We start from the raw sequence: 12659 nt of genomic DNA on the forward strand, positions 1-12659 counted from the left end.
CCGTAGGCTGACCGGGTGAGTACCGGAACGGTTGACCTGGAGAGCTTGCGACATCACGGCGATGTCGAAGCGGAGCCCGGGTTACTCGATTTTGCCGTCAACGTTCAAGGCTCCGGCCCGCCGAAGTGGTTGCGGGATCGGCTGGCCGCAGGGCTGGCGACGCTCGGTTCGTACCCGTCGGCCGCAGCGGAACTGAAGGCACGCGAAACGGTCGCGCAGCGGCACGGGCGCCGGCCCGAAGAGGTGTTGTTGCTCTCGGGCGGTGCCGAGGGATTCGCGATGCTGCCGCGTCTGGGCACTCGTTCGGCAGCGCTGATCCATCCGTCGTTCACCGAACCGGAACTGGCACTGCGAGAGGCCGGTGTGCCGGTGACTCAAGTGATTCTGGAGCCGCCTTTCGAGCTTCGGACCGCGCAGGTACCCGAATCCGCGGACCTTGTCGTTCTGGGCAATCCGACCAACCCGACGTCCGTGCTTCACCCCAAGGCCGATGTGTTGGCATTGCGTCAGCCGGGCCGGATCCTGGTGGTGGACGAGGCCTTCGGCGACGCGGTCCCCGGCGAAACGGAGAGCATCGCCGGTGTCGAGTCGGCGGATGTACTGGTCCTTCGGAGCCTGACCAAGACGTGGGCGCTCGCCGGATTGCGGTGTGGATACGCGATTGGCTCTCCCGATCTTCTGGCTCGACTCAGTCACGGCCGAGCCCACTGGCCATTGGGCAGTCTGCAGATCGAGGCCATCACGGCGTGCTGCGAACCGTTCGCCGTCGAGCAGTCGAGGATCAAAGCCGACGCGATTGCCGTGGACCGCCGAGACATGTCGCGGCGACTGACCGAGATCGGGATTGCCGTGCACGAACCCGCTGCGGGGCCGTTCGTGCTCATCGACGTCCGTGACGGCGCCACGATGCGAGAGCACCTGCATGCCCGCGGAATCGCGGTCCGCCGGTGCGACACCTTTCCCGGACTCGGCCCGGATCGGCTGCGCGTGGCCGTCCGTCCAGCCGAGCAGGTTGCGGTACTGATCGAAGCGATGAAGGAGATCTTGTGAGTGGCCCAACTCTTGCGGACGTCATAGCCGTGCTGGAATCCGCTTATCCGCCGGCCCTGGCGGAATCGTGGGACTCGGTCGGCCTGGTCTGCGGCGATCCGGCCGACGCTGTGACGAGAGTGGTTTTCGCGGTGGATCCGACCGAGGCAGTGGTCGACGACGCCATCGCCTCCGGTACCGACCTTCTGGTCGTTCACCATCCACTTCTGCTGCGTGGGGTGGACACCGTCGGTGCTCACACACCCAAAGGTGCGTTGGTTCACAAGCTCATCAAGGCGGGGTGCGCGCTGTTCTCGGCGCACACCAATGCGGACTCGGCCGACCCCGGAGTGTCCGACGCGTTGGCGCAGGCTCTGGGCCTGACCGTGCTGCGCCCGATCGAACCCAAGCCGACGCAGCCGCTCGACAAGTGGGTCGTCATGGTTCCGGTGGAGAATGCATCGGCCGTGCAGGATGCACTTTTCGAGGCCGGGGCTGGGCGGATCGGTGACTACAGCCAGTGCAGTTGGACCGTCACCGGTACGGGTCAGTTCCTGCCCGCCGACGGAGCGAATCCGACGATCGGGACCGTCGGCGCTGTGGAGCAGGTTCGCGAGAATCGTGTGGAAGTGATTGCCCCTCGCGGAAAGCGAAGCGCAGTGCTGGGCGCATTGCGTGCCTCCCATCCGTACGAGGAACCGGCCTTCGATGTCTTCGAACTCGCAGCGTTCCCCAGTTCACTCGGACTGGGGCGGTTGGGTGAGCTCGACCACCCCGAAACCTTGCGGGAATTCACCGCGCGAGTGGCGCGCTCACTGCCCTCGACCGAGTGGGGTGTTCGCGCGGCCGGAGATCCAGACGCGACCGTTCGTACCGTGGCGGTGTGCGGCGGTTCCGGCGACTCGTATCTCGACGTGGTGGCGGCACTGGGCGCCGACGTCTACGTCACTGCGGACCTGCGGCATCATCCCGCGGACGAGCATCTACGCGCCGGTGGCCCGGCTCTGGTCGACGTCGCGCACTGGGCGAGTGAATACCCGTGGTGCGCACAGGCGAAATCGGTGCTCGACGCCGCGTTTGCCGACAATCCGGAGTGGGAAAGCCGGGTTTCGACAATTCGCACCGATCCGTGGTGTTTGAGTGCGCATTAGTGCAGCGCTCTGCAAGGTACGGTTGCACGAACAATTCAAGAGCAGTTCTTCGAGAGCCGTCCTTCGCGAGCACTGCCGACATCGGACTTACAGCAGGAGTTATACAGCGTGAACGTCGAACCACAGGTGCAATCCAAGCTTCTCGACCTCGCCGGGGTGGATGCTGAGCTCACTCGGATCACCCACCGACGCGGAGCGCTTCCCGAGCAGCAGGAAGTCGAACGTCTCGAGGCCGAGCGAATCAGCCGTAAAGACGCGTCCGTAGCCGTCGAAATCCAGATCGACGACATCGATCGCGACATTCGCAAGCTCGAAGGCGAGGTCGACGCGGTTCGTCAGCGCGAGGATCGTGACCGCACACTCCTGCAGAGCGGATCGGTCGGGGCGAAGCAGCTCACCGAACTCGAACACGAACTCGGCAGCCTGGTCCGGCGTCAGGGGCTCCTCGAAGACGAGTTGCTCGAAGTGATGGAGCAGCGTGAGGCGTTGCAGGCCGATCACGATCACGCCGGTGCCCAGCTGTCCCAGGCCGAAGAAGAGCTGATCGACGCCAAGCGTCGCCGCGACGATGCCGTCGCTGATCTGGACAAGGCGCAGGAGCGTTGCGCCGCCGATCGTGAACGACTCGTCGGTGAATTTCCCGCCGATTTCCTTGCTGTCTACGAGAAGCAGCGCAGCCTGGGCGGACCGGGCGCGGCGCTTCTGCAGGCACGCCGATGCGGCGCTTGCCGGATCGAGATCGACCGCGGCGAGATCTCCCGAATCGCCGCGACACCGGCCGACGTCGTAGTTCGTTGCCCAGAGTGCAATGCAATCATGGTGCGTACCAAGGAGTCCGGTCTGTGACTCTCTCGCAAGTCATCGTCGAGGCCGACGGTGGATCGCGGGGCAACCCCGGTCCGGCCGGCTACGGAGCGGTGGTGTTCGACGCCTCGCGCTCGGTGTTGGCCGAACGCAAGGAAAGCATCGGTATCGCGACCAACAACGTCGCCGAGTACCGCGGACTGATCGCCGGGTTGACCGCTGCCGGTGAACTCGGCGCGTCGACGGTCGACGTCCGCATGGATTCCAAGTTGGTCGTCGAGCAGATGTCCGGGCGCTGGAAGGTCAAGCACCCGGACATGATTCCGCTGCAGCGGCGCGCTGCCGAGCTGGCGACGCAGTTCTCGCGAGTGACCTACACGTGGATTCCTCGCGGCGAGAACTCTCATGCCGATCGCCTTGCCAACGAGGCGATGGACGCGGCTGCCGGCATCGAAACCGGCCCAGTCGCACCTTCGGCCCCCGCACCTGCTGCACCTGCCGCGCCGTCCGAAGAGACGTCGGAGCCGCAGATCGCCGGCTCTCCGGGATGGATCGCCACCACCGGCAAGCCGACACGAATGTTGTTGCTACGTCACGGACAGACAGCGATGTCGGTCGATCGCCGGTACTCCGGACGTGGGAATCCGGAGCTCACGGAACTGGGCCGCGCGCAGGCTGCCGGCGCAGCCGGACGCTTCGGGAACCGAGGCGGTATCGACGCCATCGTCTGCTCACCCCTCGGCAGAACCCGTGAGACGGCAGAGGCATCGGCCCGCGTGCTCGGCTTACCCGTCGTCGAGCACAAGGGTTTGATCGAAACCGATTTCGGCGACTGGGACGGACTCACGTTCCGCGAGGCAGCCGAGCGTGACCCGGACCTGCATCGCGAATGGCTCTCGGACACTTCGGTGCGTCCACCGGGCGGCGAGAGTTTCGACGAGGTACGCGAACGAGTCGTCGCCGCGCGTGACGACCTGATCTCGACCTACGGCGGCGCGACGCTGTTGGTCGTCTCTCACGTCACCCCGATCAAGACTTTGGTGCAGCTGGCCCTCGATGCCGGGCCGTCGTTGCTGTACCGGTTGCATCTGGATCTGGCGTCGCTGAGTATCACCGAGTTCTATCCCGACGGGGGAGCCTCGGTCCGGTTGGTCAACGACACGTCACACCTTCGCTGAAAGAGCCCCGACGGCTGATCAGCCTCTGATCAGATCACCAACCACAGGGCACTCACGGCGGCGAGCAATGTCAGTGGCGTCGTGATGACCCCGAGCAGAGTGAATGTCGCCAGCGTGGGCGGTGCGCCCGCGCTGGTGGCGACTCGTCGCCAGAGCATCGTTGCCAGTGAGCCCACGTAGGTGAGGTTGGGGCCGAGGTTGACGCCGATCAACATCGCAAGCACCAGCGCTGGAGGTGCCGCCGTTCCGAGCGCTGCGATCATCAGCAAGGTTGCCGGCAGGTTGTTGACGAGATTGGACGCAACCGCCGCTACCGCGGCGACAAAGAGCAGTGAGCCGTAGCTGGTGTCGCCTGGCAGGATCTGCGCAATCCATTCGCCCACCGGCCCGTTCGCGACTCCGGCGACGATGATTCCGAGAACCAGGACGAACGCGCAGAACCAGAGGTCGGCAGCGTAGAGCATCTTGGCGGCCGTCGTACGGTGCCGAGCCAGAGCGATCGCTCCCAGGACACTCGCACCCACCACCGCGATCCAGGCGGGCTCGATCCCGAAGAAACCCGAAACCGCGAAACCGAGCAGCGTCATTCCGATCACCGTCAGCGGCAGAATCGGCGCAGGCGCAGATCTGGCTGCCACCGGCGGTTCGGCGCTGTCGCCCCGCGCGAGTTCCGAACGGAAGAACAGTCGAAAAATCAGGTACTCGACAGCGATCGTCACAACCCACGGCAACGCCATCAACGCGGTGAAGTGCAAGAACGTCAAACCTGTTGCAGCAAACGCGATGAGGTTGGTCAGATTGGACACCGGCAGCAGGGTCGACGCCGAATTCGACAGGTGCGCACTGGCATAGGAATGCGGCCGGGGACTTGCTCCGATGGATCGTGCGGCCGCGATCACCGCGGGTGTCAGCAGCACGACGGTGGCGTCGAGGCTCAGGACCGCCGTGGTCAGGGCGGCGGCGCCGAACACATAGATCAGCAACCGGTGTGGATCGGCGAGGGATTTTTGCTGCAGGATCTGGCTGACCCAGCGAAAGACGCCGAGAGCATCGGCGGCATGAGCGAGAACCAGCACGGCAACCAGGAAGACGACGGTGGGTGCCATGCTCGCCAGTTCGTCGCGGGCTTCGTCGAGAGTTACGACGCCGGTCAGGAGAACGACGACAGCTGCCGGCCCGGCGATGACGATCTCGGGAAGCCCGCGTGGACGCACTATCGCGAAGACGAGGACGAGGGCGACGAGCAGGATCGGTAGAAGAGTCACGCGATGGTGCTCCGTGTCGGGGCGAGCGTCATTTGAGCAGTTTGTAGAGCGTGTTCAGGTTTCGGGTTGTGGTGAACGCCTTGAACTTCGGTTTTCCGGTGTTCCTGCCGAACGCGCTCTTGACGGTCTGCCCCTTCTCGACCTCCCAGTACAGGACTCCGTCGCCTGCCGCCACACGCTCGACCGAGGCATCGAGTTGCGCTGCTGCAGTGCTCAATTCCTCCAGGATTTCCGGCTCGGAGGCAACCATCGCATAAGCATGCCAACCCTCGCGTTCGCGCTCGAACGGGTAGTTGTCCACGATCGCCTGCAGTGTCGGAAGGTCGAGGACGAACACCCAAGCCTCGTAGCCGAACTCGCGGGCAAGGGCGGATTCGATCTGTTTCTTCAGCGTCGGGATGTCGGTGCTCGGACTGTCGAACAGAACGTTGCCTGAGGCCAACACGGTTTTCACCCCTTGGAATCCGAGGTCACCGAAGACTCTCGCCAGGTCCGCCATCTTGATGTTGATGCCGCCCACGTTGATACCGCGTAGCAGGGCCACGTACCGAGTCATACGGTGACCATAGTGCCGGCCACCGACAGGCGCCCGGTAGCATACGGGGGCGGACGAGTTGGCCGGGCGGCCGCGGCTTCTGGAACCAGCGCGTATCGCGCACAGGCCTGGGGCCGAGGAAAGTCCGGACTCCACAGAGCAGGGCGGTTGTTAACGGCAACCCGAGGCAACTCGCGGGACAGTGCCACAGAAAACAGACCGCCTGCCTTTCGAGGCAGGTAAGGGTGAAACGGTGCGGTAAGAGCGCACCAGCACCTCGGGTGACCGGGGTGGCTAGGTAAACCCCGCCCGGAGCAAGGTTGAAGGTCGCATCGCTCGCGGTGCGGCTGCGCAGGTGTTCGAGGGCTGCTCGCCCGAGCCTGCGGGTGAACCGCTCGAGGCACCCGGCGACGGTGTGCCCAGATGGATGGTCGCCACTCGGCACTTCGGTGCCGCAGGACAGGATCCGGCTTACACGCCGACTCGTCCGCCCGCGATCTGCACAGTGAGAAAAAGAAGACCCCCACCGGATCGGTGGGGGTCTTCTTTGTTCGAAAAGCTGTCAGACAGGCTTGATGACCAGCAGCGTAGCCCAGTACGTTGCCGCGTCATGGCCCATGAGCGGGAGGAGGTAATCGTAAAGAATTGCGGACATGCGCACTCCATTTTCTGTTCGTAGCTTGTGTTGGGCATTCAAGCAGAACTCACCGTTCGAATGTCCGGTTCTCACCTGCCAGGCCAAGTAGAAAGAATATCAGTCTCACAGCGATCTACAAGCTTCTATCTCACTCTGATGTCACACTGTGGATATGACTGATGAAGATCGACTCTGGTACTTCGACGTGTCCGACGGTTCCGTCACGCAGGGAAAGGGTGCGTCCTCGCTGACGAGGATGGGGCCGTACCCTGATCGGGACTCTGCCGAGCATGCATTGAAGATCGCTGCCGAACGCAACAAAGCCGCCGATCGGGCAGACGAAGACTGGAACAACTGAGCCTTGGAATAACTGAGCCTTGGAACAGTCGGGACTCGAACAACTGGGACCGGTACTGCTGCTACACCGGCCCGAACCGATCATGGAGGATGCGTGCCCGCAAGTCGAATGATGGTGCAGGGAATCGACTTCGGAGTGGTTCGGGCGGAGTTCGACTTGCCAGGAGCATTCTCGGCTGCGGCGCAGGCCGAGGCCGAGAATGCCGTGGATCGTTTCGGTGCCGGGCGTGTCGACGAAACGGGTATCGCCTTCGTGACCATCGACCCTCCCGGATCGATGGACCTCGACCAGGCAGTGCACATCGAGAAGATCTCGACCGGGTACGTCGTGCACTACGCGATCGCCGACGTCGCGGCGGTGGTGACGCCGGGTGGCGCTCTCGACATCGAAACCCGCAAGCGGGGCCAAACCTTCTATCTCCCGGACGGTTCCGTCCCGCTGCATCCCCGAGCGTTGTCGGAGGGATCGGCGAGTCTGCTGCCGGACGTGGTTCGTCCCGCCGCGCTGTGGCGGATCGAACTCGACGCGCAGGCCGAGCCGACGTCGTGGCAGGTGAGACGCGCTCTGGTGAAATCGGTGGCACGTCTGGACTATTCGACCGTGCAGCGCGATGCCGACGCGGGAACCTTGCATCCGTCCATCGCCGCACTACCGGAGTTCGGACGATTGCGCAGTGTCTCGGCGGTTGCCAGGGGTGCCATCGAGCTGAAACTGCCCGAGCAGTCAGTGGTTCGGGATCAGCCGGAGGACGAGTCCTCGGCTCGCTGGCGGATCGAACTGGAGCCACGCACCGAAGCGGACGACTGGAACGCAGAAGTGTCGCTGCTGACCGGGATGTGTGCCGGCCGCATGATGATCGACGCAGGTATCGGGTTGCTTCGCACGCTGCCACCGGCCGAGGAGTCCGCGGTTCGGACCTTGCGGAGAACTGCAGTGGCGCTGGGTATCACGTGGCCGGAGGGGCAAAGCGTCGGGCAGATTCTTGCCGGACTCGATTCCAACGAGCCGTCGACTATGGCGCTGATGTCGGTTGCGCCGTCGTTGCTGCGCGGGGCAGACTACGCGGCCTTCGACGGCCGACTACCGGAGTTGACGGTGCATGCGGGGATCGGAGCGCCCTACGCTCACGTGACTGCTCCGCTGCGCCGGCTGTCCGATCGTTTCAGCACCGAGGTGTGTCTGGCGATCACAGCTGGTACGCCGGTACCGGAATGGGCGCGCACTGCACTTCCCGAGCTGCCCGACATCATGAGTGGGTCCGACTCGCTGGCGAACAAGGTCGACCGTGCGTGCATCGATCTGACCGAGTCCACGCTGCTCGACGGCCGGGTCGGCGAGGTCTTCGACGCAGTGGTGATGCGCGCCAAGGACGGAAAGCGCTCGGCGGAAGTGTTTGTCCCGTCGGTCGCCGTGATTGCGAAATGCGTCGGAACGCCCGACGACGGTGAGCGCGCAAAGGTGCGACTCACCGCCGTCGACACCGTCAAACGGACGGTGGAGTTCACGTTCCCGGCGTAGCGAGCTACCGGTAAGAATCGGTGGCTTCCACCAAGTGATGTGCGATGCCGGGCTCCATCGCGGAGTGTCCGGCGTCGTCGACGATCACGAGCTTGGATTCGGGCCACGCCTTGTGCAGCGCCCACGCGCTGGTGGCGGGGCAGACGACGTCGTAGCGGCCCTGGACGATCGTCCCCGGAATGCCGTGCAGTGCGGAGCTTTTGCGTAGGAGCTGACCCTCGTCGAAGAATCCGCCGTTGACGAAGTAGTGGTTCTCGATACGGGCGAAAGCCAAGGCGAATCGGGTCTCGGAGTTCTGTTCGATCTTGTCCGCCTGTGGGTACAGGTAGCTCGTCGATCCTTCCCAGGCCGACCAGGCGATCGCTGCCCGGGCTGCGACGTCGGGGTCTTCGGAATGGAGCAGTTGGTGATAGACCGCGACGAGGTCTTCGCCGCGCTGCGCCTCGGGTACCGGTTCGAGGAATTTGTCCCAGCGCTCCGGGAAGATGTTTCCCGCGCCGCCATTGTAGTACCAGTCGATCTCGCTACGACGCAGGAGGAAGATCCCGCGCAGGACCAGCTCAGTGACGCGCGTAGGAAACGTTTCGGCGTAGGCGATGGACAGCGTGGAACCCCAGGACCCGCCGAAAACCATCCACTTGTCGATCGAAAGATGTCCGCGCAGGGCTTCGATGTCGGCCAGCAGCTTGTCCGTCGTGTTCACCGACAGGTCGGCGCCGTCGGCAACGTGAGGGGTGGACCGCCCGCAGCCGCGCTGGTCGAGTAGAACGATGCGGTATGCGGCCGGATCGAAGAACTGGCGTACCGCCGGTTGCGCACCACCGCCGGGGCCACCGTGCAGGAACACCACCGGCTTGCCGTCCGGATTTCCGCTGACTTCCCAGTACATGCTCTGGCCGTCACCGACATCGAGGAAGCCGGTGACGAAAGGCTCGATCGGGGGATACAGACTCCGGAGAGTCGACGGCCGCGCGGAAGTGTCGGTCATCAGAAGCCCACCAGGCCGGAGGCGAGATCGGGGATCTCGAGTGCGGAAATCGCGCCGCTCCGGACGTCGGGGCACGCGGCTGAGGTTGCCGCGTCGATGCTTTCGCGGTTCTGAGCGAGATCGAGCAGGTTGATGCCGTTCTGCGTCGCCCACGTGATGACGATCGTGTTCAGTCCGCCCTTGCCGAGCGTCGGGGTGACGGTCCGCCAGTTCTGCAGCTGCCCTTCCATATCCGAGCACAACTGCTGGACTTGAGCGTCGGTGAACGTCGAACCGGACGCGGTTGTTGCCGGCGCCGTCGTGGTGGAACTCGCGGGCGTAGTGCTGCTGGGCGCGGGAGAATTGGTGGACCCTCCCGCGCATCCGCTCAGCACCGTGACGAGAGCTGCCGCGCCGACTACAGCTGCGGCAGTAGAACTTCGACGGTTACCGATCATTGAACGCACCCCTGGCTGGTTGAGAGACAGGCGGCGTTCGCCGGTCTCGGATCAGAAACTGTGTTCTGCGGCCGGGAAAGCGCCAGTGCGAACTTCTGATGCATAGGCTGCGGCTGCGGAACGCAGTTCGTCACCGACGTTACCGAAACGCTTGACGAACTTGGCTGTCTTACCACTCGTGTAACCCGCCATGTCCTGCCAGACGAGTACCTGAGCGTCGCATTCGGAACCGGCCCCGATGCCGACGGTGGGGATGGTGAGTTTGCGGCTGACCTGGCCCGCAATCTCGGCCGGAACCATTTCCATGACGACGGAGAACGCCCCGGCTTCCTGGACTGCAATGGCGTCCGCCACAAGTTGCTCGGCCGCGTCGCCACGACCCTGGACGCGGAATCCGCCGAGCGAGTTCACGCTCTGCGGGGTGAATCCGACGTGAGCCATGACGGGGATGCCGGCCGAGGTGATAGCCGCGATCTGCTTACTCATCCGCTCACCGCCCTCGAGTTTGACGGCGTGCGCGAGGCCTTCCTTCATGAACCGTGTCGCAGTCGCTAGGGCCTGCTCGGCGGAACCCTCGTAGGTGCCGAAGGGGAGGTCGGCGACGACGAGTGCGTGCGGCGCGCCGCGAACCACGCCACGCACGAGCGGGAGCAGTTCGTCGACGGTGATCGGCACGGTGGTGTCGTAGCCGTAGACGACGTTGGCGGCAGAGTCGCCGACGAGCAGCACCGGGATGCCTGCGTCTTCGAAGATGCGTGCCGTGGAGTAGTCGTAAGCGGTGAGCATCGACCAGCGTTCGCCGTTCTGCTTCATTTCGGCGAGGTGGTGAATGCGCGTCTTACGCTTCGGTGCATCGGTAGAGCTTGCAGTGGGTACAGAAACTGCACTGGGTACAGAACCGTAGAGAGGTGTTTCGGACATCGTTGTCCCTTTCTGGCCTCGAGGCCCTGAGCGTTGATCGCCTTCGGGTCCCCGGGTGTGGGTGATGACGTGTTCAGTCTGCCACCGGACATCGCCGACACGAATAGTTGACGGGGTGCAATGGGTCACATCACCGCGCGCGTATCAGGTAGGTGCCGAGACGAGGCGAACCGCTGGCTATCGCGGTTTCCTGGCACCATCGATGGCATGTCGAAGTTCGTTCGCCTCTCCGGTGCCCTCGCCGGAAGCGCAGCAGTGCTCGTGTTGGTTGTCGGTTGCACCAGTTCGGAAGGCACGCCCGAATCAGTGGAACCTGCTGGTTCTGCCGCGTCCGCGGTGCCGTCCGGCCTCGAGAAATTCTACGAGCAGACGCTCGACTGGGGTTCGTGCGACCAATTTGTCGAAGAAGGAACTGCGCCGCTGGGGCGTGGGATCGACTGCGCCGAGGTGAGCGTTCCCGTCGACTACGCGAATCCGAACGGCGACACCGCGAAGGTGGTGATCTCGCGTTCGAAGGCAACCGGCGACCGCATCGGCTCACTGTTGCTGAACCCCGGCGGGCCGGGTGGGTCCGGGCTGTCGATGGCGACCTCGGGTTCGGGCACCGAATTGCAGGAACGTTTCGACATGATCGGCTTCGATCCGCGGGGGATCGGGGCGTCGACCCCGCAGGTTCGGTGTTTGACGCCGGAGGAGACCGACGCGGAGCGTGCGGAGGTCAACGTCGACATGACGCCGGAGGGCATCGCTCTCGCCGAGGCGGACAGCAAGGACTACGCCGCCAAGTGCGCTGAGCGGACCGGTACGGAGTTCCTCGCTCATGTCGGTACCTACGAGGTGGTGCGAGATATGGACGTCATTCGGGGCGTTCTCGGCGATCCGAAGATGAACTACCTCGGGTTCTCGTACGGGACCCGGCTCGGATCCACGTACGCGGAAACCTTTCCGCAGAACGTCCGAGCGATGGTCCTCGACGGCGCGCTCGACCCCGAGCAGGATCCGGTCGACGAAGTGGTCTTGCAGGGGCAGGGCTTCCAAGGCGCGTTCGACGCCTTTGTCGCCGACTGTGTCTCGCGAACGGATTGCCCGCTGGGTGATGATCCGGCGCAGGCGCAGGCACGCTTTCAGGCACTCGTCGATCCGTTGATCGAGAAGCCGGCACAGACCACCGATCCGCGCGGGCTGAGTTATTCCGACGCGATCACGGGCGTGCAGCAAGCTCTGTACTCGCCACAGTTGTGGACGCCGCTGCGTGGGGGTCTGTCGAGTCTGGCCGACGGACGCGGCGACTCGCTGCTCAATCTCGCCGACATGTACGAAGGCCGTGAGGATGACGGCAGCTACTCCAACATCAACGACGCGTTCAACGCCATTCGCTGCGTGGACGATCCGGCAACCACCGACCGCGCCGAGGCCGGCGAATCCGACACTCGGTACCGCGAGGCGGCACCGTTCCTCGACGACGGACGGGGTACCGGTCAAGCACCGCTCGACCTGTGCGCGTTCTGGCCCGTTCCGGCAACCGGCAGCCCCCACGCGCTCGACCCCCAGGCGCTCGCTGACGCCGGTCTGCCGCAGCTGGTCGTCGTATCCACGACGCAGGATCCGGCGACCCCGTATCAGGCCGGAGTGGATCTCGCGAAGCAGTTGGGCGCCGCCCTCATCACGTTCGACGGAACCCAGCACACGGTGGTTCTGGACGGAAACTCCTGCGTCGACGATGCCGTCGTCGACTACTTCGTTTACTTGAAGGCTCCGGAAGAAGGTCTCACATGTTAGCCGGCGAGACGCCGTACGCTGCGCCTATTCGATGGTGACCAATCACTCTGTTAACCGGG

At 64.3% G+C, this 12659-nt stretch carries 12 protein-coding genes and 1 other RNA gene; 8 read left to right on the plus strand and 5 right to left on the minus strand.

The annotated features are described in order from the left end of the window. Positions 1 to 15: 15 nt before the first annotated feature. The 4 genes from cobC to AC1Q6C_RS27215 all read left to right on the plus strand — a co-directional run bounded on the left by cobC (position 16) and on the right by AC1Q6C_RS27215 (position 4162). Entirely contained in the window at positions 16 to 1050 is a 1035-nt protein-coding gene (cobC, locus tag AC1Q6C_RS27200) for an Rv2231c family histidinol phosphate aminotransferase CobC (RefSeq protein ID WP_492666909.1), read from the plus strand. Next, positions 1047 to 2180 carry a Nif3-like dinuclear metal center hexameric protein gene (locus AC1Q6C_RS27205; protein ID WP_322002251.1) on the plus strand — a complete coding sequence of 378 codons (1134 nt, stop codon included), beginning with the start codon at positions 1047 to 1049 and terminating at the stop codon, positions 2178 to 2180. Before cobC ends, AC1Q6C_RS27205 begins: the two co-directional genes overlap by 4 nt. A gap of 108 nt (positions 2181 to 2288) precedes the next feature. After that, positions 2289 to 3026, plus strand: a complete 738-nt coding sequence (locus AC1Q6C_RS27210) for a zinc ribbon domain-containing protein (RefSeq protein ID WP_003941604.1) — start codon at positions 2289 to 2291, stop codon at positions 3024 to 3026. Next, complete coding sequence (locus AC1Q6C_RS27215; RefSeq protein ID WP_030537561.1) at positions 3023 to 4162, plus strand: bifunctional RNase H/acid phosphatase; 1140 nt, start codon at positions 3023 to 3025, stop codon at positions 4160 to 4162. The genes AC1Q6C_RS27210 and AC1Q6C_RS27215 overlap by 4 nt, the downstream gene beginning before the upstream one ends. A gap of 29 nt (positions 4163 to 4191) precedes the next feature. Here the strand turns inward: AC1Q6C_RS27215 and AC1Q6C_RS27220 are convergent, their stop codons facing one another. Together AC1Q6C_RS27220 and AC1Q6C_RS27225 are read right to left on the minus strand one after the other, a co-directional pair. Then, positions 4192 to 5427, minus strand: a complete 1236-nt coding sequence (locus AC1Q6C_RS27220; protein ID WP_007735459.1) for an SLC13 family permease — start codon at positions 5425 to 5427, stop codon at positions 4192 to 4194. A gap of 28 nt (positions 5428 to 5455) precedes the next feature. Continuing rightward, positions 5456 to 5983, minus strand: coding sequence for a DUF1697 domain-containing protein (locus AC1Q6C_RS27225; protein ID WP_007735458.1), 528 nt, complete (start codon positions 5981 to 5983; stop codon positions 5456 to 5458). A gap of 54 nt (positions 5984 to 6037) precedes the next feature. On the opposite strand from AC1Q6C_RS27225, the gene rnpB reads away from it, so the two are divergent. From rnpB to AC1Q6C_RS27240, 3 genes are all read left to right on the plus strand, one after another. After that, positions 6038 to 6452: RNase P RNA component class A (rnpB, locus tag AC1Q6C_RS27230), an RNA gene on the plus strand. Between the two features lie 319 nt (positions 6453 to 6771). Then, on the plus strand, positions 6772 to 6957 hold the full coding sequence (locus AC1Q6C_RS27235; protein ID WP_007735457.1) for a hypothetical protein: 186 nt from the start codon (positions 6772 to 6774) through the stop codon (positions 6955 to 6957). 108 nt (positions 6958 to 7065) lie between these two features. Further along, positions 7066 to 8475 (plus strand): RNB domain-containing ribonuclease, encoded by a 1410-nt coding sequence (locus AC1Q6C_RS27240; protein WP_007735456.1) that lies wholly within the window; start codon positions 7066 to 7068, stop codon positions 8473 to 8475. A 4-nt stretch (positions 8476 to 8479) separates the two neighbouring features. Here the strand turns inward: AC1Q6C_RS27240 and pip are convergent, their stop codons facing one another. Genes pip through panB form a run of 3 tightly spaced genes read right to left on the minus strand, consistent with a single transcriptional unit; the run spans position 8480 to position 10821 of the window. Next, positions 8480 to 9463, minus strand: coding sequence for a prolyl aminopeptidase (pip, locus tag AC1Q6C_RS27245; protein ID WP_492666910.1), 984 nt, complete (start codon positions 9461 to 9463; stop codon positions 8480 to 8482). Next, a complete protein-coding gene (locus AC1Q6C_RS27250; protein WP_007735455.1) occupies positions 9463 to 9900 on the minus strand; it encodes a hypothetical protein in 438 nt (145 codons plus the stop codon). The genes pip and AC1Q6C_RS27250 overlap by 1 nt, the downstream gene beginning before the upstream one ends. Before the next feature lie 51 nt (positions 9901 to 9951). Continuing rightward, positions 9952 to 10821, minus strand: a complete 870-nt coding sequence (gene panB, locus AC1Q6C_RS27255; RefSeq protein ID WP_007735454.1) for a 3-methyl-2-oxobutanoate hydroxymethyltransferase — start codon at positions 10819 to 10821, stop codon at positions 9952 to 9954. 207 nt (positions 10822 to 11028) lie between these two features. On the opposite strand from panB, the gene AC1Q6C_RS27260 reads away from it, so the two are divergent. Continuing rightward, on the plus strand, positions 11029 to 12600 hold the full coding sequence (locus AC1Q6C_RS27260; RefSeq protein ID WP_007735453.1) for an alpha/beta hydrolase: 1572 nt from the start codon (positions 11029 to 11031) through the stop codon (positions 12598 to 12600). Positions 12601 to 12659 lie beyond the last annotated feature (59 nt).

This window comes from Rhodococcus sp. MT28, assembly GCF_058792695.1.